Here is a 26,113-nt window from a genome sequence, read left to right on the forward strand (position 1 = left end):
ATGTAAGACTGTGCGTGTTCGCCTTTTCGCAGACAAGCAGGAGCTACAGACGTGAGCATCGACAAGCCCGAGGTCGACTTCCCGGGCGGCGAGCCCCCGGCGGACCTCGAGATCAAGGACATCTGGGAAGGCGACGGCCCGGTCGCGCAGGCCGGCCAGACCGTCACCGTGCACTACGTCGGTGTCGCCTTCAGCACGGGCGAGGAGTTCGACGCCAGCTGGAACCGTGGCACCCCGTTCCGCTTCCCGCTGGGCGGCGGCCGGGTCATCCAGGGCTGGGACCAGGGCGTCCAGGGCATGAAGGTCGGCGGCCGCCGCCAGCTGACCGTCCCCGCCCACCTCGCCTACGGCAACCAGAGCCCGACCCCTCTGATCAAGCCCGGCGAGACGCTGATCTTCGTGGTCGACCTGCTCGGGGTCTGAGCAAGGTCCGACAGACTCGATCACCTGGGGCCCATGCCTGTTCGGCATGGGCCCTCGGCTTTGCCGGGCCACCGCGGGGCGGTACGGTCATCGGTCGTAAGCACCATAGGGAGGCGAAGGGCGTCGATGGCCATTGCCAAGGCCGAGCGGCTGATGAACCTGGCGCTGTGTCTGCTCGGTACGCAGCGGCCGCTCAGCAAGCGTGAGCTGCGCGACTCCATCGAGGCCTACGTCGAGGCCTTCGGACCGGGGAACGGCGCCACCGGCTCCGACGACTCCTTCAACCGCATGTTCGAGCGGGACAAGGACGACCTGCGCGAACTCGGACTCGTCATCGAGACCGTCGAGAGCCTCGAAGGCGAGATCGGCTACCTGGCCCGGCGCGACAGCAACCGCCTCCCGCCCATCACCCTGGACGCCGAGGAGGCCGCGGCTCTCGGGGTCGCCGCCAAGGTGTGGCAGCAGGCCCGGCTCGCCGGCGCGGCCAGCGGTGCCCTGCAGAAACTGCGCGCGGCGGGCCTGCCCGAGGACGTCGACCCCTACGGGCCGCACGGCGCGCTGGAGCCGCGGATCCCGGTGCACGAGGCAGCGTTCGAACCGCTGATGCTCGCCTGCCGGGACCGCCGCCCCGTGGTCTTCGACTACCGCAAGGCCACCGCCGCCCAGCCCGAGCAGCGGCACGTGGAGCCGTGGGCGCTGGAATGCTGGCGCGGCCACTGGTACCTCGCGGGCTGGGACCGCGACCGGGGCGCCGAGCGGGTCTTCCGGCTCTCCCGCATCACCGGCAAGGTCCGCTCGCGCGGCGGCCGGTACACCGCTGACGTGCCGGACGTCGTCACCGTCCGGGAGACCGTGGCGAGCTGGGCAGGGGAGATCGCCGACCGCTCCGCCCGGATCCGGCTGCGCTCGGGCGCGGGGTACCCCCTTCGGGCGAAGGCCACCGCCGTACGGGAACTCGGCGACGGCTGGGACGAGTTGGATATTCCGTACGGCCACGGGCTGGACGCCTGGCTGGTGGAGTTCGGGCCGGACGTGGTCGTCCTGGAGCCGGACGAGCTGCGGGCCGACGTGGTGGACCGGCTGCGGGCCGTGGCCAAGGGCTGAGGGGGAGCGGACGAAACAGTGGCAGGCAAACCGGTCAGGCCCGTGAACGCCATCGACCAGACCCGGCGGATGCTCTCGCTGGTGACGTATCTGAAGGAGCGTCCCGGCGCCCGCGTCGAGGACGTCGCGCGCGCCTTCGGCATCACCGAGGACGAGCTGGTCTCCGACCTCGACGTGCTGCCCATGTGCGGCACCAGCTTCCGCGGCGGCGACCTGCTCGACATCGACACCGACGGCGAGCGCATCTGGTGGCACAACTCGGCCGCCCTGGCGGACGAGGCCGCCGAGCCGCTCCGGCTCGCCGCCGACGAGGCCACCGCCCTGCTCGTCGCCGCCCGGGCCGTGGCCACGCTGCCCGGACTGCGCGAGAGCGACCGCCAGGCACTGCTGCGGGCGACGGCCAAGGTGGAGACCGCGGCCGGCGAGATGGCGGGTGCCAGCTCGCGCCTGTCCGTGACCTTCGAGTCCGAGGGCGGAGTCTTCGCGGACGTCGACCGGGCCATCGCCGAGCGCCGCCGCCTGTGGATCCGCTACTACTCGCCCGCGCGCGACGAGGTCACCGAGCGGGAGATCGACCCCATCCGCCTGGTCAGCGTCGGGCACACCTACGTCGAGGCCTGGTGCCGGCGCTCCGAGGCGCGCCGCACGTTCCGGCTCGACCGGGTCGCCGAGATCAGGATCCTGGACGAGCCGTCGGCGCCGCCGGAGATCGAGCTGCGGGACCTGTCGGAGGCCCTGGTGCAGCCCGCGGCCGAGGACCCGGAGGTCGAGGTCGAGGTCGGGCCCGGCGGCCGCTGGGTCGCCGAGTACTACCCGCACGACAGCGCGGACGAGCTGCCCGACGGCGGCCTGCGGATCACCCTGCGCACGCCCGACCCGGCGTCGCTCCGCCGCCTGGCGCTGCGGCTCGGGCGGGACGGCCGGATCGTCTCGCCGCCGGAACTCGCCGACAGCGCCCGGCAGGCGGCCCGCGAGGCGCTGACGGCGTACGACGGGATCGAGGCGTCCGGGACGGCCGGCGCGGTGGAGACGGCCGAGGCCGGCGGGCCGCGCGGCGTGAGCGCGGTACGCCCCGTTCCGGACGGACCGGACGGCGGGCGAGAGTGACGCCCGGGTGCCCGTGGCGCCGACAGCCGAGCGCGGCCGCCTCCGACATCGGCTGCGGTGCCGGGGCGCGGATCCGGCCGTCATCGGTGGTGAGCCGGACGCGTCGACGACCGAGTGCTGCCGCCCCTGACATGGGCCGTGGTGCTGGGACACGGTCCCGGCTGAGATTGGTGGTGAGCCGGACTCGTCGGCGTCCGAGTGGCGCCGCCCTCGGTATCGGCTGCGGTGCCGGGGCATGGATCCGGCCGTCATCGGTGGTGAGCGGGACGCGTCGACGGGTGAGTGCGGCCGCCCTCGGCATCGGCTGTGGTGCTGGGGCACGGTCCCGGTCGTCGTCGGTGGTGAGGCGGACGGGTCGGCGGCCGAGTGGCGCCGCCCTCGGCATCGGTTGCGGTGCCGGGGTGCGGATCCGGTCGTCATCGGTGGTGAGCCGGACGCGTCGACGACCGAGTGCGGCCGCCCCCGGCACCGGCCGGGGTGCCCGGGCGCGGACTCGCTCGATGTCGGTGGTGGGCCGGACCGTACCGGTGGCACCCGGGAGCCCCGGAGGCGTACCAGCCGAGACAGAGGAGCGAGGTCTGTGAGCGAGTCGGCGACGCACGGTGCGCGCGGTATGACGGTGGAGTCCGCGTTCGCAGGGATGACGAGCGTGTCGCCGGTGGTCTTCAGGGCGGGCTGCCCGGACTGCCGGGAGCGCTTCGAGCTCACCGCGGGCGCCCTGCGCCTCGCCATCGGCGCCACCAGCCGCACCACCTTCTACTCCTTCACCTGCCCGCACTGCGGCGCGTCCGTCCGCAAGCCCGCGGGGGAGCGGATCGTGGAGCTGCTCACGGGCGGCGGCGTGCGGACCCTGCGGCTCGCTCCGACCCGCTGAGGGTCTGGGCGTCCGCCCCTCCCGGAGGGTCTAGGCTCGACGGCATGTTCTGGCCGATGTTCGCGATTGCCGTGGGGTTCGTGGGTCTCGCCGTGCTCGGGGTGCTCGCCGTCCGGGTCTTCGTGGAGGCACAGCGCCTGGGCAGGCAGGTCACGGACTCCGCCCGCCGTATCAACCGGGCCGCCGAGGACCTGGAGCGGGCCGCGGGGAGCGCGGCCCGGTCTGTGGACGCCCTGTGAGCCGTTCGGCAGGCGGCTGTGAGTTGCGCTTTGGGGCACTTCGCCCTGTCACCTCTGTGGTTCGGACAGGTACGCTGCTGGTCGCGGCCCGGTTAACGAGGCACTGGTCGCGGAGCGGGAGTACGTACAGGGGATGCAGAGGGATTGCCTCACGTTTACCCCCGAGCGTTACGATCGCTGTCAACACGATCGTTCGGACAAATGTCCGACCGGTCGGACAGCACCCCACCCCAGCCGCCTCGGTGAGAAGGTAAAGACTTATGTTCGGAAGGCTCGGAGCCCCCGAGATCATTCTCATCCTCGTCGTCATCATCCTGCTGTTCGGCGCGAAGAAGCTTCCGGACATGGCTCGGTCGCTCGGCAAGTCCGCCCGCATCCTCAAGAGCGAGGCCAAGGCGATGAAGGACGAGAGCAAGTCGTCCACGACCCCGGCCGGCCCGCCCAACAACGACGAGCAGCCCTCGCACCGCACCATCCAGGCAGCGCCCGGCGACGTGACCAGCTCCCGCCCGGTCAACGAGCCCACGGACACGACCAAGCGCTGAAGCCGGGCCGGTGACCTCCGGCCCGCCGCACGAGATGGGAACGTGGGTTGCTGAAGTCTGCCCGCAAGCAGGAGAAGGATCCCGAGGGGCGGATGCCCCTCGCGGAGCACCTTCGCGAGCTCCGCAACCGGCTCGCCAAGGCGATGCTGGCGATCGTCGTCATCACGGTCGTCGCCGCCTTCTTCTACAACGACATCATCAACTTGATCACCAAGCCGATCCTCGACTCGGTCGGCTGTGACAAGACCTTCGAGGAACTCGCCCGGTCGCGGTCCTCCAAGCCGTGTGCGCAGATCACCATCAACGGTCTGATCACCCCCTTCACGCTGGCGCTGAAGGTGTCCCTGATGGCCGGTGTCGTGCTGGCCTCGCCCGTCTGGCTCTACCAGCTCTGGGCCTTCATCGCGCCGGGCCTGCACCGGCACGAGCGGAAGTACGCGTACGCCTTCGTCGCCACGGGCGCCCCGCTGTTCATCATCGGCGCCTACTTCGCGTACACGGTGCTCCCCACCACGGCGAAGGTCCTCCTCGAGTTCACCCCGGGCGGCACGTCCAACCTCCTCCCGCTGGACGACCTGCTCGACCTGGTCATGCGGATGGTGCTCGTCTTCGGCCTCTCGTTCGAGCTGCCCCTGCTGCTGGTCATGCTCAACCTCACCGGAGCAATCACCGGCAAGCGCATGCTCGGCTGGTGGCGCGGCATGATCATGGGCATCACGGTCTTCGCGGCCGTCGCCACGCCCAGCACCGACCCGCTGACCATGCTGATGCTCGCGGGGCCGATCTGGGTGCTGTACTTCGCGGCCGTCGCCTTCTCCCTGCTCAACGACCGCCGTCGCAGCCGTCGCGACGCCCTGGGCCCCGCCGACGACGAGGCCTCCGAGCTGGACCTCACGCCCGACGACATCGGCGAGATCGAACCCGTGACCACCAGCCGGGCCGCCCTGCCCGAGCAGGCGAGTTCGGACCGCTCGGACCGGGTCAACGGTTATGACGACGTGACCTGAAGATCGGCGGGCAGCTCATAGGGTCGGTCGCGTGACCAGCGAGATCACCCTCTTCGTCAATCCCACCGCGGGCCGCGGCCGGGGCGCCCGCGCGGCGCAGCCGGCCGCTTCCGCTCTGCGGGCGGCCGGCTTCTCGGTGCGTACGGTGCTCGGCGAGGACGCCGCGGACGCCCTCGTCCGCGCCCGCGCCGCCGTCGAGGGCGGTACCGGTGCGCTGATCGCCGTCGGCGGTGACGGCATGGCCAACCTGGCGCTGCGGGCGGTCGCGGGCACCCGCACCCCGCTCGGCCTGGTCGCCGTCGGCACCGGCAACGACTTCGCCCGCACCCTCGGCCTGCCCGTGCGCGAGCCGGCCGCCGCGGGCCGCATGATCGCCGACGCCCTCAAGTGCGGCCGGATCCGCGACATCGACCTCGGTCAGGTGGGCGACCGCTGGTTCGGCACGGTCCTCGCCTCCGGCTTCGACTCCCGCGTCAACGACCGCGGCAACCGCATGCGGTGGCCCTCGGGACGCCTCAAGTACGACCTGGCGATGATCGCCGAACTCGCCGAGTTCCGGCCCGTCCCGTACCGCATCCGGCTCGACGACGGGGAGCTCCGTGAGATCGAGGCGACCCTGGTGGCCGTCGGCAACGGCTCGTCGTACGGCGGCGGAATGCGGATCTGCCCCGGCGCCGACCTCACCGACGGGCTGTTCGACATCACCGTGGTCGGGGACTGCAGCCGTAGGACCCTGCTGCGGGTGTTTCCGAAGGTGTACCGGGGGACCCACGCCGGGCATCCGGCGGTGACCGTACTGCGGGCGGCCCGGGTCGAGGTCGCCGCCGAGGGGATCACCGGGTACGCGGACGGGGAGCCGCTCGGCCCGCTGCCGCTGAGCGCGCGCTGCGTGCGCGGGGGCGTGCGGGTCGTCGGCCCCTGAACTGCGCCGATCCCCGGTTTCACAGGAATGGATCCGGATAATGATCGTCCTGTTGTCAGTGCGGCCCGGTACGCTCGAAGGCACGATGACAGAGGACCTCTCACCGGCCGAGCGGTACGCGGCAGCCCGCAAGCGTGCTGTCGAGCAGGCCACCGCGCTCGCCTCCTTCCGCGAGATGTACGACTTCGGCCTCGACCCCTTCCAGATCGAGGCCTGCCAGGCGCTCGAGGCGGGCAAGGGCGTCCTGGTCGCCGCGCCCACCGGCTCGGGCAAGACGATCGTGGGCGAGTTCGCCGTCCACCTCGCTCTCCAGCAGGGCAAGAAGTGCTTCTACACGACACCCATCAAGGCGCTGTCGAACCAGAAGTACGCCGACCTGTGCCGCCGCTACGGCACCGACAAGGTGGGCCTGCTCACCGGCGACAACAGCGTCAACTCCGACGCCCCGGTGGTCGTGATGACCACCGAGGTGCTGCGGAACATGCTGTACGCCGGTTCGCAGACCCTCCTGGGCCTCGGCCATGTGGTCATGGACGAGGTGCACTACCTCTCCGACCGGTTCCGGGGCGCCGTCTGGGAAGAAGTGATCATTCACCTTCCCGAGTCGGTCACGCTCGTGTCGCTGTCGGCGACCGTGTCGAACGCCGAGGAGTTCGGCGACTGGCTCGACACGGTCCGCGGCGACACCGAGGTGATCGTCTCCGAGCACCGGCCCGTGCCGCTCTTCCAGCACGTGCTCGCCGGGCGGCGGATGTACGACCTGTTCGAGGAGGGCGAGGGCCACAAGAAGGCCGTCAACCCCGACCTCACCCGCATGGCGCGAATGGAGGCGAGCCGGCCGTCCTACCAGGACCGACGCCGTGGCCGGTCCATGCGCGACGCCGACCGCGAGCGCGACCGCAGACAGCGCTCCCGGGTCTGGACGCCGAGCCGGCCCGAGGTCATCGAACGGCTCGACGCCGAGGGGCTGCTGCCCGCCATCACCTTCATCTTCAGCCGCGCCGCCTGCGAGGCCGCCGTCCAGCAGTGCCTGTACGCGGGCCTCAGGCTCAACGACGACGAGGCACGCGGGCGGGTCCGCGCGCTCGTCGAGGAGCGCACGGCGTCCATCCCGACCGAGGACCTGCACGTCCTCGGCTACTACGAATGGCTGGAGGGCCTGGAGCGAGGCATCGCCGCCCACCACGCGGGCATGCTGCCGACCTTCAAGGAGGTCGTCGAGGAACTGTTCGTACGCGGCCTGGTCAAGGCCGTGTTCGCGACCGAGACCCTCGCCCTCGGCATCAACATGCCCGCCCGCTCGGTGGTGCTGGAGAAGCTCGTCAAGTGGAACGGCGAGCAGCACGCGGACATCACCCCGGGCGAGTACACACAGTTGACGGGGCGTGCGGGGCGGCGCGGCATCGACGTCGAGGGCCACGCCGTGGTGCTGTGGCAGCGCGGCTCCAGCCCCGAGCACCTGGCGGGCCTGGCCGGGACGCGCACATACCCGCTGCGCTCCAGCTTCAGGCCGTCGTACAACATGGCGGTCAACCTGGTCGAGCAGTTCGGCCGGCACCGGTCGCGCGAGCTGCTGGAGACGTCCTTCGCGCAGTTCCAGGCGGACAAGTCGGTCGTCGGCATCTCCCGCCAGGTGCAGCGCAACGAGGAGGGCCTGGAGGGCTACAAGGCCTCCATGACCTGCCACCTCGGCGACTTCGAGGAGTACGCGCGGCTGCGCCGCGAGCTGAAGGACCGTGAGAACGACCTGGCCCGGCAGGGCGCGGCACAGCGGCGCGCCGAGGCCGCCGTCGCACTGGAGAAGCTGAAGCCCGGTGACGTCATCCACGTGCCCACCGGCAAGTACGCGGGCCTGGCGCTGGTGCTGGACCCGGGCCTGCCCGCGGGCCGTTCGAACGGCCACCGGGGCTTCGAGCACCACGACGGGCCGCGCCCGCTGGTGCTGACCGCCGAGCGGCAGGTGAAGCGGCTGGCGTCCATCGACTTCCCGGTGCCGGTCGAGCCGCTGGAGCGGATGCGGATCCCGAAGTCCTTCAACCCGCGTTCCCCGCAGTCCCGTCGGGACCTCGCGTCCGCGCTGCGCACCAAGGCCGGGCACATCCCGGCCGACCGGCACCGCAAGCGGCGCTCCCAGGCGGCCGACGACCGCGAGATCGCCCGGCTGCGGACCGAGCTGCGCGCGCACCCCTGCCATGGGTGCGACGACCGTGAGGACCACGCCCGTTGGGCCGAGCGCTACCACCGGCTGCTGCGGGACACCTCGCAGCTGGAGCGGCGGATCGAGGGCCGTACGAACACCATCGCGCGGACGTTCGACCGTATCGTCGCGCTGCTCACCGAGCTCGACTATCTGCGCGCCGACGAGGTCACCGAGCACGGCAAGCGGCTCGCGCGGCTCTACGGCGAACTGGACCTGCTCGCCAGCGAATGCCTGCGCGAGGGCGTCTGGGAGGGGCTCGGCCCGGCCGAACTGGCGGGCTGCGTCTCGGCGTTGGTGTACGAGGCGCGTGCGGCGGACGACGCGATGGCGCCGAAGCTGCCGTCGGGGAAGGCCAAGGCCGCGCTCGGGGAGATGGTGCGGATCTGGGGGCGGCTGGACGCGCTGGAGGAGGAGTTCCGGATCACCCAGACCGAGGGTGTCGGACAGCGTGAGCCGGATCTGGGGTTCGCCTGGGCCGCGTACATGTGGGCCTCCGGGGCGGGGCTGGACGAGGTGCTGCGTGAGGCGGAGATGCCGGCGGGGGACTTCGTGCGGTGGTGCAAGCAGGTCATCGATGTGCTGGGGCAGATCGCGGCGGCGGCGCCGCAGGGGTCTTCCGTGGTGAAGAACGCGCGCAAGGCCGTTGACGGGTTGCTGCGGGGAGTTGTCGCCTACTCGTCGGTGGGGTGAGGTTGTCGCGCGGGTGCCGGTGGTTCGTGGCTGCTCGCGCAGTTCCCCGCGCCCCTGAAAGGGCGATGTTCTGAAGGCCACTCACCCGTCGCGGTGAGTGGTTTTCGTATGCCCGTACGCCGTTACGTACAGCATTCGAATGATCTCGCAGCGTGTAAACGACCGAGCGTACTATCCCCTCGCGTCCGGTTTCCGGCAGATGCTGAATATGACACAGCGATGATCCGGTCGGACTAAGCTCGCCCGCAGCGCACCGGCTTGAGATGAATTCGTGCGCTTGTTCCCTAAATGTGTGGAACTTCAGCCGACTCCTGTCAGAAGGCCTACATGGTGAGTGTTCAATCCCCTCCCGTTCGCCGTGAACTTCCCTACGCGCGCGTGCTGTTGCTCCCGGCCATAGCGATGGCCGCGGCGTCCGGAACCGCCGTCGCCCTGGTGACGGAGTCGGCCCGGCTCGCCGTCGGCTGGTGCGGCGGCATCGCCACCGCGCTGGTGATCGCGACGGCGGCCGAGGCGGTCCGCCGCGGCCGTGCCCTGCGGAACCAGCGTGCCGAGCACGCCCGCCACAGCGCGTACCTGGAACAGCGGATCGCCGGCCACGAGCACGAGTTGATCCGCTTCTCGAGGGAGATCGTCCCTGCCGCGCTCGACCTGCTGCGCACCGGAGAGTCCCCCAGGGAGGTGATCCGCAAGCTCGGCCTGGCCGACCCCGCGTACCGCGACCTCCCCGAGCCGGAGGTCGAGACGCTGCTGAAGGTGCTCAGGATCGTCGACCACGAAGTGACCATGCGGGACGCCGCCGCCCGCTCCTTCGTCACGGTCGCCCGCCGCGTCCAGGCGATCGCCCATCAGCAGGCCGAGGAACTCCGGGAGATGGAGGAGGACCACGGCCGCAACCCCGAGGTCTTCGACGACCTGCTGCGCATCGACCACGGCAACGCCCTGATCGGCCGCCTCGCCGACTCCGTCTCCGTCCTCGGCGGCGGCCGCCCCGGCCGGCAGTGGCCCGAGCCGGTGTCCCTGTACAGCACGCTGCGCGGCGCCATGTCCCGCATCCTGGAGTACCGGCGCATCCAGCTGTCCTCCATCGCCAAGGTCAGCGTCAAGGGCATCTACGTCGAGCCCGTCATCCACGCCGCCGCCGAACTCCTCGACAACGCCACCCGCTACTCGCCGCCGCAGACCAAGGTGCACGTCACCGCCACCGAGGTGCAGACCGGCGTCTGCATCGAGATCGAGGACGGCGGTGTCAACCTCAACGAGGAGGCGCGGGCCCGGATCGAGGGCATGCTGGAGGCCGCCAAGGCAGGCGTCGACCTCCAGGACATCGGTGAGCACCCGCGTCTGGGCCTGGCCGTCGTCGGCCGCCTCTGCACGGCGTACAACATGCAGGTGTCGCTGCGGGCCTCCGCGTACGGAGGCGTCCGCGCCATCCTCATCGTGCCGAGCGAGATGATCACCCACGAGCCCGGCGTCGGACTCGCCCACGGCATCGGCGCCACCGGCATCCCCATGACGGTCGGCATTCCCGAGGGCCCGAAGCGCGCCCCCAAGAGGCGACGCCCCACCAGCCCGAAAGTCCCCGACACGGTCCTGCTGGAGGACGACGACGTCCCCGAGGTCACCGAGTGGACGACGAACGGCCTGCCGCAGCGCCGCAGCCGGGTGAAGACGCCGCTCGCCGAGCGACTCGCCCAGCAGGCCGCCAACGAGAAGGCCGACCGGGAGGCCGCCGAACGGGGCGAGTACAACCCCTGGGCGGCCGTGTCGGAGCCCGAGACCAAGCCCCTGCGCGACATGTCGGCCCCCGACGCCCCCGGCAAGGGCCTCGAGGCCTTCTGGGAGGGACTCAAGCAGGGCATCGAACCCGGCACGCACCCGACGGACTTCATCCGGAACCCGACCAAGTACCTGCACCTGATCAACGACCCGGCCCCCACCGAGGCCGATGACGAGGGGGATCTCAAGTGATCCAGCAGCGAGGCAACTTCGACTGGATGCTCAAGCAGCTCGCCGACGGCGTGCCGGGCATCGAGATGATCGTGGTGCTCTCGGCCGACGGTCTGCGCATCGCCCGCCACGGCGGCGAGCCGGACGCGGCCGACCGGGTCGCCGCGGCCTGCGCCGGCCTGCAGTCCCTCGCGGGCAGCATCTGCCAGGAACTCACCGTGGGCGAAGGTGAGATGAAGCTCGTCATGATCGAGATCGACCGCGGCTACTTCTATCTGATGAACGCCGGCGCCAACGCCTTCCTCGCGGTGCTCTCCGACGTGCGGTGCGAACCCGGCCGGATGAGCGCGATGATGCGCGACCTCGTCGTCCGGATCGGCGGCCATCTGACCAGTCCGCCCCGGCGCAACGGGCAGATCGTATGACGCCTCCGCAACGCCAGAGGCGCGACCCCACCACCCCGGAGCCGCCCCCGCACCAGGAGGGCGAGGGGAAGCCCAGGAACCCGGAGCGGATGTACGTGGTGGCGGGCCCCGACGGCGAACGGGCCGAGCTGGACCTGGTCACGTTAATCGTGGCGCGTGCCGAAGACCCGCCGCCTTCCGCCTCCCCCGAGCAGGCGGCGCTGCTCCGGCTCTGCGCCGCCCCCCTGTCCGTGGCCGAGCTGTCGGCCTACCTCCACCTGCCGTTCAGCGCGATGGGCGTGCTGCTCACCGAGCTGCTGACGGCGGAACTGGTGCAGGCGCGCGCCCCGATCGTGCGCCGGTCACGCACCGACCGTTCCCTCCTCGAAGCGGTGATGAATGGACTTCAAAGGCTCTGACACCATCCCGGGCCCCCGGGCCGAGGACCAGTTGCCCCACACGGCACAGTCCGCGGCCAAGATCGTGATCGTGGGTGGCTTCGGCGTCGGCAAGACGACCATGGTCGGCTCGGTCAGCGAGATCACACCGCTGACCACCGAGGAGACCATGACGCAGGCCGGCATCGGTGTCGACGACAACTTCGGCTCCGCGTCCAAGACGGCCACCACCGTCGCCATGGACTTCGGCCGCATCAGTATCACCGACCAGCTCGTGCTCTACCTCTTCGGCACACCCGGCCAGCAGCGCTTCTGGTTCCTGTGGAACGGCCTGTTCGAGGGCGCGCTCGGCGCGGTGGTGCTGGTCGACACCCGTCGGCTGGAGGTCAGCTTCGATGTCATGGGGCGCCTGGAGGAGCGCGGTGTGCCGTTCGTGGTGGCGGTCAACTCCTTCCCGGACGCGCCCCGTTACGACCTCGAGGAGCTGCGCACGGCCCTCGACCTCACCACGGACATCCCGATCATGGAGTGCGACGTACGCCGCCGGGCCTCCAGCCGTGACGTCCTGATGACCCTCATGCGCTTCCTGCACTCGCTCGCCATGACGGGTGCACGCCGCTGAACCCGCGCGCTGTCCGTCCCTGTTCGGCCCTGTTCGGCCCTGTTCGGCCCACCCCCACATTCCCCCACCAGACACCTGGATTCACTTCAGTTTCGGAGCGACCACTGTGACGCCTGAATCCCACACCCCGACCGATACGGACGCCTCCCGGCTCGGCCCGCCTCCCGGCTGCCCCGCACACGGCCTCGGGCCCGGCGGACTGCACCGGCTGCACGAGTCGGAGGATCTGGGAGCGCTGTACGAGCAACTACGCAAGGACCACGGCCCCGTGGCGCCCGTGCTGCTCCACGACGACGTCCCGATCTGGGTCGTCCTCGGCCATGCCGAGAACCTGCACATGGTGCGCTCGCCCTCGCAGTTCTGCCGGGACAGCCGTATCTGGACCCCGCTGAAGGACGGACTGGTCAAGCCCGACCACCCGCTGATGCCGCACATCGCCTGGCAGCCCATCGCCTCGCACGCCGAGGGCGACGAGCACAAGCGGCTGCGCGGCGCGGTCATGGGCGCCATCTCGACCATCGACTTCCGCAGCCTGCGCCGCTACATCAACCGCAGCACGCAGGCCATCGTCAACCGCTTCTGCGAGAAGGGCGAGGCCGACCTCGTCGGCCAGTTCGCCGAGCACCTGCCGATGGCCGTGATGTGCGAGATCCTCGGCATGGCCGACGAGTACAACGACCGTCTCGTCGAGGCCGCCCGCGACGCGCTCAAGGGCACCGAGACCGCGATCGCCAGCCACTCCTACGTCATGGACGCCCTGAGCCGGCTCACCGCGCGGCGCCGCGCCCAGCCGGAGGAGGACTTCGCCAGCTACCTGATCACCCACCCGGCCCGGCTGACCGACGACGAGGTCAGGGAGCACCTGCGCCTCGTGCTCTTCGCCGCCTACGAGGCCACCACCAACCTGCTGTCCAATGTGCTGCTCACGGTGCTGATCGACCCGCGTTTCCGCGCCCAGCTCAACGGCGGCCAGATGACGGTGCCGGAGGCGGTGGAGCAGTCCCTGTGGAACGAGCCGCCGTTCAGCACGGTCTTCGCCTACTTCGCCAAGCAGGAGACCGAGCTGGGCGGTCAGCGGATCCGCCGGGGCGACGGACTGCTCTTCGCCCCGGCCCCGGCCAACGTCGACCCGCGGGTCCGGCCCGACCTGTCCGCCAGCATGCAGGGCAACCGCTCCCACCTCGCGTTCGGCGGCGGCCCGCACGAGTGCCCCGGCCAGGACGTCGGCCGTTCCATCGCCGATGTCGGCGTCGACGCGCTGCTGATGCGGCTGCCCGACGTCGAACTCGACTGCGACGAGGAGGAGCTGCGCTGGACGGCGTCCATCGCCTCCCGGCACCTGGTGGAGATGCCGGTGCAGTTCTCTCCCAAGCCGCCGCAGGACGTGACGGAGCCGCCGAACCACAAGCAGGTCCCGGCGCAGCGCTCCGACTGGCAGATCGGCAGCCCACAGCCGCAGGCCGCACCGGCCGCCGCCGTACAGCCGCGGCCGGCCCCGGCGCAGCCCCTGCCGGCGGCCCCTGCGCCCCCGCAGGTTCAGCCGACGGCGCAGGAACCGGCTCGCCGCAAGGGAGCCTGGCAGCGCTTCCTGAGCTGGTGGCGCGGCTACTGACCGGCTGACGGGCCGTCGTACGCCCCGGCGGCCCACCGGTCGTACGACGCCCAGGCCGCGAGTTCCCGGCCGCTGCGGAACCGGTGCTCCTCGCCCGTGACCGGATCGGTGAACTCCAGGGCCCGTGCCAGCAGTTGGAGCGGGCGCCGGAAGTCACCGGCCGGTACGGGTGCGGTCACCTCCGGGTAGAGCGGGTCGCCGAGGATCGGCACGCCCAGCGTGGTCATGTGCACCCGCAGCTGGTGTGTCTGCCCGGTGCCGGGCACCAGCCGGTAGCGGGCGAGTCCGTCGGCGCCTTCCGTGCGGTGCCCGAGGAGTTCGACTCGGCTCACGGCGTTCGGCTCGCCCGCCACCTCCCGGGCCTGGAGCACCCCCCGCTCCTTCAGGATCCGGCTGCGTACGGTCCGGGGCAGGCTGAGGGCGGGGTCGTACGGGGCGACGGCCTCGTACTCCTTGTGGACCCGGCGGGCACTGAACAGCGTCTGATACGCGCCGCGCTCCTCGGGGCGCACGGTGAACAGCACGAGCCCCGCGGTGAGCCGGTCCAGACGGTGCGCGGCGCCGAGCGCCGGGATGTCCAGCTCCCGGCGCAGCCTGGCCAGCGCGGTCTCGGTGACATGGCCGCCGCGCGGGGTGGTGGCGAGGAAGTGGGGCTTGTCGACGACGACGATGTGTTCGTCCCGGTGCACGACCTCCAGCGGGAAGGGCACCGGGACCTCCTCGGGCAGCTCCCGGTGGAACCACACGAACATCCCCGGCACGTACGGCGCGTCCGCCGCCACGGCCCGTCCGTCCGCCCCGAGGATCCGTCCTTCGTCGAACATCCCGTCGACGACCCCGGCACCCGCCCCGCTGAGCCGCTCCGCCAAGTGCTCGCGCACCGTGGTCCACGACCCCGCGACGGGCAGCCGCACCCGCACCGGATCCACGCCGTGGCGCTGCGGCAGGGGCGAGGGCGGGATGCGGGGCTTGCGTCTCATCGCGGCCCAGCGTACGAGGCCCGGTGCGCCGGGCGGAAAACCACTGGGACCGCGCCTCGCGTCCTTGCCAGGATGCGGGGCATGCCGTTCCTCACCAGCCCGGTCCTGACCGCCGGGACCCTCGCCCGACACCCGCAGCCCACCCTCGCCACCGGCGACGGACTCCTCCTGCGCCCATGGCGGGCCGAGGACGCGTCCGCGGTGTACGAGGTGTTCCAGGATCCCGTGATGCACCAGTGGCACGCCCGGGCCGCCGACTCCGAGGAGGAGGTCGCCGGCTGGATCCGCGACTGGCACCGGGCCTGGAAGGAGGAACGGGAGGCGCACTGGGCCGTCACCGACGCGGACTCCGGCTCGCTGCTGGGTCGCGTAGCGCTGCGTGAGATACGGCTCGACGACGGCACGGCGGAGGTGGCGTACTGGACCGTCCCGGCGGCCCGGGGGCGGGGCATCGCCGTGCGGGCCACGAGCGGGCTGACCCGCTGGGCCCTCGACGAGACCGGCTTCCACCGCCTGGAACTCCTGCACGCCGTACGCAACGAGGCGTCCTGCCGCGTCGCCTCCAGGACGGGCTTCACCCTGGAGGGCACGAAGCGCGGTGCCGTCCTGCACCCGGACGGCTGGCATGACATGCATCTGCACGCGCGGGTGCGGGGCGACTGAGACCGGGAGGGTGTCGGGCTCGCCTCGCTCAGGCGGCCGGACTGCTCTCCTGTTCCGCTTCGATGCGCGCGTTCCAGTCCCGCTTGGAGGCCTGCCAGCCGTCCTCGTTGTGGCCGCGCCGCCAGTAGCCGGAGATCGACAGGTCCTCGCGCGCGATGTCGCGCTCGACCCGGAGCAGATGGCGCAGCTCCTTCACGAAGTGCGCCTCGCCGTGGACGAAGGCGTGCACCCGGCCCTCGGGGAACTCCAGGTTCCGTACCGCCTCGACCAGCGCCTCGCCGAGGGGGCGGTCGCCGCGGTGCAGCCAGACGACGTCCACGTCCGAGTCGATCTTCTGCTCCTCCTCGGGGCCGGAGATCTCCACGAAGGCGATGGCCTTGGCGCCGCGCGGCAGGGCCTCCAGGGCGCAGGCGATCGCGGGCAGCGCGCTCTCGTCACCGACGAGCAGATGCCAGTCGGCGTCGGTGTCGGGCGCGTACGCCCCGCCCGGTCCCATGAAGCGCACGGTCTCGCCCGGCTGGACGCGTGCCGCCCAGGGGCCGGCCAGGCCCTCGTCGCCGTGGACGACGAAGTCCAGGGTCAGCTCGTGGTGCTCGGCGTCCCAATGCCGCACCGTGTACGTCCGGGTCACCGGCCACTGTTCGCGGGGGACCTCGTCACGGATGCGCTGCATGTCGAAGGGTTCCGGGTAGGTCACGCCCTCGGGCGGGAACAGCAGCTTCACATAGTGGTCGGTGCACGTGCCCGCCGTGAAGTCGGCGAGGCCCTCGCCGCCGAGCACCACACGCTGCATGTGCGGAGTCAGCCGCTCGGTGCGGACGACCTGAGCGGAGTGCGGCTTGCGCGGCTGGCGTCCCGGTCGCTCTGCCATGAGGACCTCCCTGTCTCACATAGTTAGGCTTACCTAAGTTAGCACCTCGCCCCCACTTAACACCTCTTGAATGAGAGGTTCATGAACACCGCCTGTCTCCGGAAGGCCGTCGGCCCGCCCCCGTCACACCGCCAGCGTGGTCAGAAGACGCTCCAGTGAGCCGCCCAGTCCCCAGCGCGTCGCCAGTGTCCGAAGCTCCGCCGGGTCGCGCGGGGCCCGCGGCAGCGCCGTGGTGACATCGGGCAGGGGTACGTCGTCCGCGACCCGGACCACCTTCGGCGCGACCGCGAGATAGGGGCGGGACTCATCCAGCCGCCTGCGCTGCGTCGGCGTGAGCTTCGACCGCCGGTCCTCGACCGCCGCCATGATCCCGGCCAGGTCCCCGTACTCGGCCAGCAGCTTGGCGGCCGTCTTCTCTCCGATGCCCGGCACGCCCGGCAGGCCGTCGCTGGGGTCGCCGCGCAGCAGGGCCAGATCCGCGTACCCGCTCCCGGCTACCCCATACTTCCCGCGGAGCCATGCCTCGTCGGTGAGCTGGAGCGTGCCGACGCCCTTCAGCGGGTACAGCACGCGCACCCCGCGGGCGTCGTCCACCAGCTGGTATAGATCGCGGTCGCCCGTGACGATGTCGACCGGGCCCTTCGACCGCGCGGTGAACGTGCCGATCACGTCGTCCGCCTCGTACCCGGCGACGCCCACGCGCGCGATGCCCAGCGCGTCCAGCACCGCCTCGATGACCGGCACCTGCGGCGACAGTGTGTCGGGCACCTCCTCCTCGTCCGGGCCGGCCGCGCGCTCCTCGGCGACGCGGTGCGCCTTGTAGGAGGGGATCAGCTCCACCCGCCACTGCGGCCGCCAGTCGGCGTCCATACAGGCCACAAGCTGGTCGGGCCGGTGGTCCTTGACCAGGCGGTCGATGAAGTCGAGCAGTCCGCGCACGGCGTTCACCGGTGTGCCGTCCGGGGCCCGGACCGAGTCCGGGACGCCGAAGTAGGCGCGGAAGTACAGGGAGGCGGTGTCGAGGAGCATCAGTCGTCCGGTCACGCCACGCATCATGCCGTACGTCACTGACAGCCACTCGGCGCTGCGCAGCGCGTTGCTGTGTGTGCGTTCTGTGTGAGGCGCCCCACTTATCGGTTTGCTTTTCGCGATCCAGGGGAGGCGCGGCCGCAGAGCGAGGCTGGTTGCGCATTTCAACTGTTTGCGGGGCCCTGTCCTCGCTCTGTTCTGTTGCCGCCGAGATTGAGGTGCACGTGTCAGCGAGGCTTCAGGCAGAGAGCCTGTACAAAGTGTTCGGCAGAAGACCGGACCGAGCGGTCGAGCGGCTCCGTGACGGGGCCGACCGGGAGGAACTGCGCGCCGAGGGCACGACCGCCGCCGTGATCGACGCGTCCTTCACCGTGGAGCCCGGCCAGATCTTCGTCGTCATGGGTCTGTCGGGATCCGGCAAGTCCACCCTGCTGCGCATGCTGAACGGCCTGCTCGAGCCGACCTCCGGGCACGTCCGCTTCGACGGCCAGGACCTCACCACGCTCGGCGACCGCGAGCTGCGCAAGGTCCGCTCGCAGAAGATCAGCATGGTGTTCCAGCACTTCGCGCTGTTCCCGCACCGCAGCGTGCGCGAGAACGCCGCCTACGGTCTTGAAGTGCAGGGCGTGCCCCGCGCCGAGCGCGTACGCCGCGCCGACGAGGCGCTCGCCCTGTGCGGCCTGGCCGGCTGGGAGAAGTCCTGGCCCGACGAGCTGTCCGGCGGCATGCAGCAGCGCGTCGGACTCGCCCGCGCGCTCGCCACCGACGCCGACCTGCTGCTGATGGACGAGTCCTTCAGTGCCCTGGACCCGCTGATCCGCCGCGACATGCAGGACCAGCTGCTGGAGCTCCAGCAGAAGCTCAAGAAGACGATCGTCTTCATCACCCACGACCTCAACGAGGCCATGCGCCTGGGCGACCGCATCGCCGTCATGCGCGACGGCGAGATCGTCCAGATCGGCACCGCCCAGGACATCCTGCTGCGGCCGGAGAACGACTACGTCGCCTCCTTCACCCAGGACGTCGACCGCTCCCGCGTCCTGACCGCGGGCGAGATCATGGACCCCTCGGTCACCGCCGACGCCCCCGGCTGCCACTGCCGGACCGCCACGGCCGACACCCCGTTCACCGAGCTGTGCGCGATCAGCGCCGGGCTCTCCCACCCCGTCTCGGTCGTGGACCAGGACAACAAGCAGATCGGCGTCGTCCCCCGGCAGCGTCTGATCGGCTTCCTCGGCGACGAGCAGGACACCACCCCCGAGCCCTGCGACTCCCCGCGGGACAAGGGCGGAGAGAAGGTGACCGCCCGTGCCTAGGATCGAGCTCGGCAGCTGGGTCAACGACGGGGTCGACTGGCTCACCACCCACATGGCGTGGCTGTTCGACTTCTGCAAGACCGTCTTCCTCGGCCTCTACGACGGCATCAACGCCGTCCTCCAGGCCCCCGAACCACTGATCCTCGCGGGCATCTTCGCCGTGGTCGCCTTCTGGCTGCGCGGCACGCTCGCCGGTGTCCTCACGTTCGTCGGATTCGCGTTCATCGACTCCCTCGAACTGTGGGAGAACGCGATGATCACCCTGGCGCTCGTCCTCGTGGCGACCGTCATCGCGCTCGTGATCTCCATACCCGTCGGCATCTGGGCGGCCCGCTCGGACCGCGTCAGCGGTCTGGTCCGGCCCGTCCTGGACTTCATGCAGACGCTGCCCGCGATGATCTACCTCATCCCGGCGATCCTGTTCTTCGGCACCGGCGCCCCCGCCGGCATCGTCGCCACGCTGATCTTCGCGCTCGCACCCGGCGTGCGCATGACCGAGCTGGGCATCCGGCAGGTCGACAAGGAACTGGTCGAGGCCGCCGACGCGTTCGGCACCACGCCCCGCAACACCCTGCTGCGCGTGCAGCTCCCGCTCGCCCTGCCCACCGTCATGGCCGGTGTCAACCAGGTCATCATGCTCGGTCTGTCCATGGCCGCGATCGCCGGCATGGTCGGCACCGGCGGCCTCGGCGGCGACGTCAACGAGGCCATCGGCCAGCTCAACGTGGGCCTGGGCTCCGAGGCCGGTGTGGCCATCGTGATCCTCGCGATCTACCTGGACCGCATGACCAGCGCCCTGGGCACCCAGGTCTCCCCGCTCGGCCGCCGCGCCGCCGCCAAGCTGCGCGCCACCCAGGGGCTGAAGATCTGGTCCTACCGGCCCCGCCCGGTCGTCGCCGTGATCGGCGTGGTCGTCCTCGCGCTCGCCGCGGGCGGCATGGGTGTCCTCGGCAAGAGCACCGACTCCACCGCCGTGGCGGGCGGCAAGAACGTCGGCCAGGGCAAGAAGATCAGCATCGGCTACATCCCCTGGGACGAGGGCGTCGCCTCCACCTTCCTGTGGAAGGAGGTCCTGGAGCAGCGCGGCTACGAGGTCGAGGCCAAGCAGTTCGACGCGGGCCCGCTGTACACGTCCCTCTCCCAGGGCGACGTCGACTTCCAGACGGACTCCTGGCTGCCCACGACCCACGCCCAGTACTGGAAGAAGTACGGCAAGCAGCTCGACGACCTCGGCGCCTGGTACGACAAGACGTCCCTGGAGCTGTCCGTGCCCTCCTACATGAAGGGCATCGACTCCCTGGAGGACCTCAAGGGCAAGGCCTCGCAGTTCGGCGGCAAGATCACCGGCATCGAGTCCAGCGCCGGCGAGATGGCCCTGCTCAAGAGCAAGGTCCTCAAGGAGTACGGCCTGGACAAGGAGTACCAGGTCGTCGACAGCTCCACGCCCGCGATGCTGGCCGAGCTGAAGCGTTCCTACGCCCAGAAGAAGCCGATCGTCGTCACGCTCTGGTCGCCGCACTGGGCGTACAACGACTACGACCTCAAGAAGCTCAAGGACCCCAAGGGTGCCTGGGGCAAGGGCGACGGTGTGCACACGCTGTCCCGCAAGGGCTTCGCGGACGACGACCCGACGGTCGCCGAGTGGCTGAAGAACTTCAAGATGAACGAGAAGGAACTCACCAGCCTCGAAGCCGAGATCAACAAGGCGGGCAAGGGCAATCAGCAGGAGGCCGTCCGCGCCTGGCTGAAGCAGAACCCCGGCTTCGCCGACAAGATGGCCCCGGTCGAGAACGCCGGCGGCAGCACACCGGCAGAGGCCAAGCAGCCCCTGGACGTGGCGTGGTTCCCCTGGGACGAGGACATCGCCGTCACCTACCTGTGGAAGAACGTCCTCGAGCGGCGCGGCTACAGGATGAACCTGAAGCAGATGGACGTCGGCCCCGTCTACACCGGCCTGGCCTCGGGCGACATCGACCTCAACTTCGACGCCTGGCTGCCCTATGCCCAGAAGAACTACTGGGACAAGAACAAGGACCGGCTCAAGGACCTGGGCACCTGGTACGAACCGACCTCGCTGGAGCTCGCCGTACCGTCGTACGTGAAGGGCGTCGACTCCCTCGAGGACCTCAAGGGCAAGTCCGGCACCTTCAAGGGGAAGATCATCGGCATCGAGCCGGGCACCGGCGAGATGGACCTCCTGAAGAACAAGGTGCTGCCCGGCTACGGCCTGGACGAGGAGTACGAGGTCGTCGACGGCTCCACCCCGGCCATGCTGGCCGAGCTGAAGCGCGCCTACGCCAAGAAGGAGCCGATCGCCGTCACGCTCTGGTCGCCGCACTGGGCGTACAGCGACTACGAGCTGACCAAGCTGAAGGACCCCAAGAAGGCCTTCGGCGAGGGCAACACGATCCGCACCATCTCCAACGAGAAGTTCCCCGAGGAGTACCCGCAGCTCACGAAGTGGATCAAGAACTTCAAGATGACCGAGGACGAGCTCGGCACCCTGGAGAGCGAGATCAAGAACCGCGGTCAGGGCCATGAGGAAGAGGCCGTCGCCGCGTGGCTGAAGGAGCACCCCGACATGGTGGAGCGCATGACGCCGCAGTGACGCTGTGGTGAGGCCGGATGCGGGGCGGGACGCGATACGACGCGTCCCGCCCCGCACTCGTGTCCACGAGCGGGATCCGGACAACCACAGAGCGCGACGCCACCCCCCGAGCGACCCCGGCCGTCCTGTTCCTCCCATGGGAGGAAATCCGTACGCTGCCTGAGAGCGGCCGATCCCCTGGCGCGAACTGTGGGGTCGCGCGCCGCCCTGTATGACGTCGATGTGACGGGCGCATGAAACGGTTTGCCGAACATGCGTAGGGTGCAGACAACTCAACAGAAGCAGTGCTCCGGGACACTGGTGCACGGGGACCGGATCGACGGGCGAAGGAGGGAGCCGGAGCGATGGGCGACCACAAAGAGCAGTCCCTTCGGGTGGGCGCGGCCGTGCGCCGCCGGCGCCGCGCGCTGGATCTCACCCTCGCCGCCGTGGCCGAGCGCAGCGGCCTGTCGGTCCCGTTCCTGAGCCAGATCGAGAACGACCGGGCGCGCCCCAGCCGAAGCTCTCTGGAGAAGGTCGCCGACGCCCTGCGCACCACCGCCGTGGAACTCCTCGCCGCCGCCGACCCGGCGTGCAGCGTGGACGTCGTCCGCGCCGAGGGCGCCGGGCCGCTGCCCCAGCCCCGGACCCGGTCGCTGGTGCGCGGCCACCACCAGATGCACGCCTCCGAGTTCATCGGCGACCATGACGCGGGCCGTGAATTCCAGTACCGCAACGACCAGTTGATGTACGTCGCCGACGGGGCGGTGGAGATCGAGGCGGAGGGCCGCGCCTACCGGCTCGGCCGCGGCGACACGCTGTACCTCACCGGTGGCGTACGGCATCGCTGGCGGGCCACGGAGTCGGACACCCGCGTGATCGTCGTCGCCGTGGCGGAGCACATCGAGGCGGTCCGGGACCGGCCACGCCGGTGAGGGTCGTCTCGCTGGTCCCCTCGCTGACCGAGGCCGTGGCCCGGTCCGCGCCCGGCGCCCTGGTCGGCGCCACCGACTGGTGCACCCATCCGCCCGGCCTGGACGTCGTACGCGTCGGCGGCACCAAGAACCCCGAGCCCGACCGGATCGTGTCCCTCGCCCCCGACCTGGTGATCGCCAACGAGGAGGAGAACCGCGAGCCCGACCTCGCGGCCCTGCGCGCGGCGGGCGTCGAGGTCCTGGTGACGGAGATCCGCGATGTGCCGGGGGCCTTCCGGGAACTGGCCCGGGTCCTGGACGCCTGCGGGGTGACGGCACGCCCGCGCTGGCTGGACGAGGCGGAGGAGGCCTGGTCGTCCCTGCCGCGGCCCGTGACCCGCCTGACGGCGGTCGTGCCGATCTGGCGCCGCCCGTGGATGGTCCTGGGCCGTGACACCTTCGCGGGCGACGTCCTGGCCCGCCTCGGCGTCGACCCTGTGCACGCGGCGCACCCCGACCGCTACCCCCGTATCCCGCTGGAGGAGTTGCGCGCCGCGGAGCCGGACGTGGTGATCCTCCCGGACGAGCCCTACCGCTTCACCGCCGACGACGGCCCCGAGGCCTTCCCCGGCCTGCCCTGCGCGCTCGTCAGCGGACGGCACCTCACCTGGTACGGACCGTCGCTGGCCGAGGCGCCACGGGTGTTGGAGCGGGCCCTGCGAGCAACTCGCCCCTGAACAGCCCGCGTGCGGTGCCCGCGGCGGCGGCGCCCCACGCGACGACCAGCACCGCGTACAGCACGACCGCCGGCCCTTCGTAGGCCACGAGCCCGGTGTGCCGGCCCAGGGCCTCGGCGCCCGTGACACAGGTGCCGACCGGGAAGGTGAACGACCACCACGTCATCGCGAACCGCATCCCGTGCCGCCGGGCGCGCAGCACATGGACGGTGGCGAGGCAGAACCACAGCAGGGCGAACCCCATCACGGGCACGCCGTAGAGCACGGCGAGCACGCCGAAGCCCTGGCTGTACGGCGCCGGTACGACTCCGGGGGCGGTGTCCGCGAACGCTCCGACGGCGGTCGTCGACTGCCCGAGCGGTCCCAGCACCAGGAACAGGGTCGGGGTGAGGGCGAGGGGCAGCGGCCCGCCGGTGAGCAGCCGTGCGAAGACCAGCGGCAGCATGACGAGCGTGGCGAGCAGACTGAGCCCGAACAGCGCGAAGCAGACCAGCAGCAGCGTCTCCCGGGGCTGACCGGCGGGCAGATGAGGAACCAGCAGTGGCCCGACGGCGGCCGACACCATGGGCGCGACCAGCGGCAGCAGCCAGACGGGGGTGGCCTGTCCCGGCTCGACCCGGTGTCGTACGGCCATCAGATACGGCACGGTGACGGCGGCGGCCAGCCCGAGAGCCGTACCGGCGGTGAACAGCACGGCGTCGAGCGCGACGGCCGCCCGCACGCCGATCACGTCCCGGCCCACGGTGAGAGCACCGCCGCCCACGGCGAGCAGGGCCATGGCGAGACAGCCGTAGAAGGGTGCCGTCGCCGGGTCGAGGAGATGGGCGCGGGCCTGGTCCCGGTGGTGGGCCCAGTGCACGGCCCGGGCCCCGAGCAGGGCCAGGAGCAGGACGAACGCGAGGACCCAGACACCGGCGAGCACGGGGCGCAGCCCGGGAAGGTGCGACGGCAGGGCGGCTCCGGCGGTGGCGACGACGGAGGTGCCCATCACGGTGGCGTACCAGTTGGGGCCGAGATGACGGACCGACACGGGGTACGCGAGGGGCTGGGCTGCGGTGACCATGACCCAACGGTCGTGCCGCCGGAGCCGCACCACCAGGGAGTATGCCTCTATGGCGACATAAGCTGGGTTTATGAGCAGGACGGATGAGCAGGGTGACGTGCCGACCGCCGGGACCGGGTCCCTGGCACACCGGGTGCCGGATCTCGGCGCGCTGGAGCTGTTGTTGGCGGTGGCGCGGCTCGGCAGCCTCGGCGGGGCCGCGCGGGAACTCGGCATCACCCAGCCCGCGGCGAGCAGCCGGATCCGGTCGATGGAGCGGCAGCTCGGCGTGGCGCTGGTCGACCGCTCGCCGCGCGGCTCCCGGCTGACGGACGCCGGTGCGCTGGTGACGGACTGGGCGCGGCGGATCGTCGAGGCGGCGGAGGCGTTCGACGTGGGGGCGCAGGCGTTGCGCGACCGCCGTGACTCGCGGTTGCGGGTGGCGGCGAGCATGACGATCGCCGAGTACCTGCTGCCCGGCTGGCTGCTCGCGTTGCGCGCCCAGCGGCCCGACACGGCGGTGTCCCTGCATGCCGGGAACTCGACGGTGGTGGCGGAACGGCTGCTGTCGGACGAGGCGGATCTGGGGTTCGTGGAGGGGCTGTCGGTCCCGACAGGGCTGGACTCGGTCGTCATCGCGCACGACCGGCTGATAGTGGTCACCGCCCCCGGGCATCCCTGGGCGCGTCGTCGACGGCCCTTGGCGGCGGGGGAGTTGGCGTCGACGCCGCTGATCCTTCGCGAGAAGGGGTCGGGGACGCGGCAGGTCCTGGACGCGGCGCTCGGGGGGCTGGCCCGGCCGCTGATCGAGTTGTCCTCGACGACGGCGGTCAAGGCGGCGGCGGTGAGCGGGGCTGGGCCGTCGGTGCTGAGCGAACTGGCGGTGGGGGAGGAGCTGGCCATGCGGCGGCTGGTGAGTGTGCCGGTGGAGGGGGTGGCGTTGGCGCGGGATCTGCGGGCGGTGTGGCCTACGGGGCATCGGCCGACTGGTCCGGCGCGGGATCTGCTGTCGCTGACGCGGGGGTAGGAGGTGCCCGGCCACGCTTGTCGAGCCCGGCTTCTTGTCCGACCGATTCGGGTGGCGGGTGGGCATAGGCCGGGGGTCCAGGGGGCGGGGCCCCCTGGTGCCGTGCGCGCACCGGGGTCAGGCGACCGTCGCCGCCTCCACCAACGCCCGCATCACCCGCACGTCATCCCCCATCTCCGGGTGCCACTGCACCCCCAGCACCCACCCCGCGTGGCTCGGCAGTTCCAGTGCCTCGATCGTCCCGTCCGCCGCGTGTGCCGACGGGACCAGGCCCTCGCCCAGCCGGTCCACGGCCTGGTGGTGATACGTCGGTACGAACGTCTCCTCCGGCACGACACCGCCGTAGAGACTCCCCGGCACCGGCTTGACCGCATGCCCGCCGAAGACGCCCACCTGCTCCGCGTGCCCGTCGATGTGCTGCACCAGCGTGCCGCCGAGCGCGACGTTCAGTAGCTGCATGCCCCGGCAGATGCCCAGCAACGGCACCTCCGCCGCCAGCGCCGCGTCGATCAGGGCCAGCTCCCACGCGTCCCGCTCCCGCGCCGGCGGCCCGGTCCGCGGCTCGCGCTCCGCCCCGTAGCGGACCGGCTCGACATCAGGCCCGCCCGCGATGACCACCCCGTCCAGCCGGGCCACGACATCGGCCGCGTGCAGCGGGTCGTCCGGCGGAAGCATCGCGGCCAGGCCGCCCGCCCGCCGCACCAGCCGCGGGTAACCGGCCGGCAGCAGGGCCGCCTCCAGCTCCCACACGCCCCAGCGCGCACCGGACTCCAGATACGTGCTGACCCCGATCAACGGCCTGGACACAGAAACTCCCTCATAGTCGACGCCTCGCACGCCTCGTTCCATC

Annotated in this window: 25 protein-coding genes; 20 read left to right on the top strand and 5 right to left on the bottom strand. The window is 71.2% G+C overall.

Going from position 1 to position 26,113, the window contains the following annotated elements; all coding sequences use genetic code 11:
- Positions 1–51 precede the first annotated feature (51 nt).
- The 14 genes from ACFT4A_RS24585 to ACFT4A_RS24650 all read left to right on the top strand — a co-directional run bounded on the left by ACFT4A_RS24585 (position 52) and on the right by ACFT4A_RS24650 (position 14,097).
- The gene (locus ACFT4A_RS24585; RefSeq protein ID WP_189726573.1) at positions 52–423 is read left to right on the top strand and encodes an FKBP-type peptidyl-prolyl cis-trans isomerase; all 372 of its coding nucleotides are present in this window, start codon (positions 52–54) and stop codon (positions 421–423) included.
- A 126-nt stretch (positions 424–549) separates the two neighbouring features.
- Positions 550–1,527 carry a helix-turn-helix transcriptional regulator gene (locus ACFT4A_RS24590; RefSeq protein ID WP_382833429.1) on the top strand — a complete coding sequence of 326 codons (978 nt, stop codon included), beginning with the start codon at positions 550–552 and terminating at the stop codon, positions 1,525–1,527.
- An 18-nt stretch (positions 1,528–1,545) separates the two neighbouring features.
- Entirely contained in the window at positions 1,546–2,634 is a 1,089-nt protein-coding gene (locus ACFT4A_RS24595; RefSeq protein WP_382833430.1) for a helix-turn-helix transcriptional regulator, read from the top strand.
- 580 nt (positions 2,635–3,214) lie between these two features.
- Positions 3,215–3,508 carry a hypothetical protein gene (locus tag ACFT4A_RS24600; RefSeq protein WP_382833432.1) on the top strand — a complete coding sequence of 98 codons (294 nt, stop codon included), beginning with the start codon at positions 3,215–3,217 and terminating at the stop codon, positions 3,506–3,508.
- A gap of 44 nt (positions 3,509–3,552) precedes the next feature.
- Positions 3,553–3,747 carry a hypothetical protein gene (locus ACFT4A_RS24605; RefSeq protein ID WP_189726570.1) on the top strand — a complete coding sequence of 65 codons (195 nt, stop codon included), beginning with the start codon at positions 3,553–3,555 and terminating at the stop codon, positions 3,745–3,747.
- A gap of 260 nt (positions 3,748–4,007) precedes the next feature.
- The gene (gene tatA / locus ACFT4A_RS24610; protein WP_382833434.1) at positions 4,008–4,292 is read left to right on the top strand and encodes a Sec-independent protein translocase subunit TatA; all 285 of its coding nucleotides are present in this window, start codon (positions 4,008–4,010) and stop codon (positions 4,290–4,292) included.
- A 47-nt stretch (positions 4,293–4,339) separates the two neighbouring features.
- On the top strand, positions 4,340–5,299 hold the full coding sequence (gene tatC, locus ACFT4A_RS24615) for a twin-arginine translocase subunit TatC (RefSeq protein WP_382833436.1): 960 nt from the start codon (positions 4,340–4,342) through the stop codon (positions 5,297–5,299).
- A gap of 31 nt (positions 5,300–5,330) precedes the next feature.
- Positions 5,331–6,221, top strand: coding sequence for a diacylglycerol kinase (locus ACFT4A_RS24620; protein WP_382833437.1), 891 nt, complete (start codon positions 5,331–5,333; stop codon positions 6,219–6,221).
- Positions 6,222–6,261: 40 nt separating this feature from the next.
- Entirely contained in the window at positions 6,262–9,111 is a 2,850-nt protein-coding gene (locus tag ACFT4A_RS24625; RefSeq protein WP_382833439.1) for a DEAD/DEAH box helicase, read from the top strand.
- Between the two features lie 327 nt (positions 9,112–9,438).
- Positions 9,439–11,082: a sensor histidine kinase gene (locus ACFT4A_RS24630; RefSeq protein WP_382833441.1), complete on the top strand. Its 1,644-nt coding sequence runs from the start codon at positions 9,439–9,441 to the stop codon at positions 11,080–11,082.
- Entirely contained in the window at positions 11,079–11,486 is a 408-nt protein-coding gene (locus ACFT4A_RS24635; RefSeq protein WP_184597403.1) for a roadblock/LC7 domain-containing protein, read from the top strand. Before ACFT4A_RS24630 ends, ACFT4A_RS24635 begins: the two co-directional genes overlap by 4 nt.
- Positions 11,483–11,884 (top strand): DUF742 domain-containing protein, encoded by a 402-nt coding sequence (locus ACFT4A_RS24640; protein WP_382833443.1) that lies wholly within the window; start codon positions 11,483–11,485, stop codon positions 11,882–11,884. Before ACFT4A_RS24635 ends, ACFT4A_RS24640 begins: the two co-directional genes overlap by 4 nt.
- Positions 11,865–12,485, top strand: a complete 621-nt coding sequence (locus ACFT4A_RS24645) for an ATP/GTP-binding protein (RefSeq protein WP_382833445.1) — start codon at positions 11,865–11,867, stop codon at positions 12,483–12,485. Before ACFT4A_RS24640 ends, ACFT4A_RS24645 begins: the two co-directional genes overlap by 20 nt.
- Positions 12,486–12,591: 106 nt before the next feature.
- Entirely contained in the window at positions 12,592–14,097 is a 1,506-nt protein-coding gene (locus ACFT4A_RS24650) for a cytochrome P450 (RefSeq protein ID WP_382833447.1), read from the top strand.
- Here the strand turns inward: ACFT4A_RS24650 and ACFT4A_RS24655 are convergent.
- A complete protein-coding gene (locus ACFT4A_RS24655; protein WP_382833449.1) occupies positions 14,091–15,077 on the bottom strand; it encodes an RluA family pseudouridine synthase in 987 nt (328 codons plus the stop codon). The two genes, ACFT4A_RS24650 and ACFT4A_RS24655, sit on opposite strands and share 7 nt — an antisense overlap.
- An 81-nt stretch (positions 15,078–15,158) precedes the next feature.
- On the opposite strand from ACFT4A_RS24655, the gene ACFT4A_RS24660 reads away from it, so the two are divergent.
- Positions 15,159–15,740: a GNAT family N-acetyltransferase gene (locus tag ACFT4A_RS24660; RefSeq protein ID WP_382833451.1), complete on the top strand. Its 582-nt coding sequence runs from the start codon at positions 15,159–15,161 to the stop codon at positions 15,738–15,740.
- Between the two features lie 28 nt (positions 15,741–15,768).
- Here the strand turns inward: ACFT4A_RS24660 and ACFT4A_RS24665 are convergent, their stop codons facing one another.
- On the bottom strand, positions 15,769–16,611 hold the full coding sequence (locus tag ACFT4A_RS24665) for a siderophore-interacting protein (RefSeq protein WP_382833452.1): 843 nt from the start codon (positions 16,609–16,611) through the stop codon (positions 15,769–15,771).
- 123 nt (positions 16,612–16,734) lie between these two features.
- Positions 16,735–17,664 carry a 5'-3' exonuclease H3TH domain-containing protein gene (locus tag ACFT4A_RS24670; RefSeq protein WP_382833529.1) on the bottom strand — a complete coding sequence of 310 codons (930 nt, stop codon included), beginning with the start codon at positions 17,662–17,664 and terminating at the stop codon, positions 16,735–16,737.
- Between the two features lie 200 nt (positions 17,665–17,864).
- Between ACFT4A_RS24670 and ACFT4A_RS24675 the strand changes: the two genes are divergently transcribed.
- From ACFT4A_RS24675 to ACFT4A_RS24690, 4 genes are all read left to right on the top strand, one after another.
- Positions 17,865–18,956, top strand: a complete 1,092-nt coding sequence (locus ACFT4A_RS24675) for a glycine betaine/L-proline ABC transporter ATP-binding protein (RefSeq protein WP_382833454.1) — start codon at positions 17,865–17,867, stop codon at positions 18,954–18,956.
- The gene (locus ACFT4A_RS24680) at positions 18,949–21,564 is read left to right on the top strand and encodes an ABC transporter permease/substrate binding protein (protein WP_382833456.1); all 2,616 of its coding nucleotides are present in this window, start codon (positions 18,949–18,951) and stop codon (positions 21,562–21,564) included. Before ACFT4A_RS24675 ends, ACFT4A_RS24680 begins: the two co-directional genes overlap by 8 nt.
- Before the next feature lie 344 nt (positions 21,565–21,908).
- The gene (locus ACFT4A_RS24685) at positions 21,909–22,478 is read left to right on the top strand and encodes a helix-turn-helix domain-containing protein (protein ID WP_382833458.1); all 570 of its coding nucleotides are present in this window, start codon (positions 21,909–21,911) and stop codon (positions 22,476–22,478) included.
- Positions 22,475–23,194 carry a helical backbone metal receptor gene (locus tag ACFT4A_RS24690; RefSeq protein WP_382833460.1) on the top strand — a complete coding sequence of 240 codons (720 nt, stop codon included), beginning with the start codon at positions 22,475–22,477 and terminating at the stop codon, positions 23,192–23,194. Before ACFT4A_RS24685 ends, ACFT4A_RS24690 begins: the two co-directional genes overlap by 4 nt.
- Here ACFT4A_RS24690 and ACFT4A_RS24695 read toward each other — a convergent pair.
- Positions 23,121–24,257, bottom strand: a complete 1,137-nt coding sequence (locus tag ACFT4A_RS24695; RefSeq protein ID WP_382833462.1) for a TDT family transporter — start codon at positions 24,255–24,257, stop codon at positions 23,121–23,123. The two genes, ACFT4A_RS24690 and ACFT4A_RS24695, sit on opposite strands and share 74 nt — an antisense overlap.
- Before the next feature lie 70 nt (positions 24,258–24,327).
- Here ACFT4A_RS24695 and ACFT4A_RS24700 point away from each other — a divergent pair, with 70 nt between their 5' ends.
- Positions 24,328–25,263: a LysR family transcriptional regulator gene (locus ACFT4A_RS24700; protein WP_382833463.1), complete on the top strand. Its 936-nt coding sequence runs from the start codon at positions 24,328–24,330 to the stop codon at positions 25,261–25,263.
- A gap of 117 nt (positions 25,264–25,380) precedes the next feature.
- Here the strand turns inward: ACFT4A_RS24700 and ACFT4A_RS24705 are convergent, their stop codons facing one another.
- A complete protein-coding gene (locus tag ACFT4A_RS24705) occupies positions 25,381–26,112 on the bottom strand; it encodes a gamma-glutamyl-gamma-aminobutyrate hydrolase family protein (RefSeq protein WP_382833465.1) in 732 nt (243 codons plus the stop codon).
- Between the last annotated feature and the right edge of the window lies 1 nt (position 26,113).

The sequence above is a fragment of the Streptomyces sp. NPDC057099 genome, assembly GCF_042671245.1.
Classification (GTDB): Bacteria; Actinomycetota; Actinomycetes; order Streptomycetales; family Streptomycetaceae; genus Streptomyces; species Streptomyces purpurascens.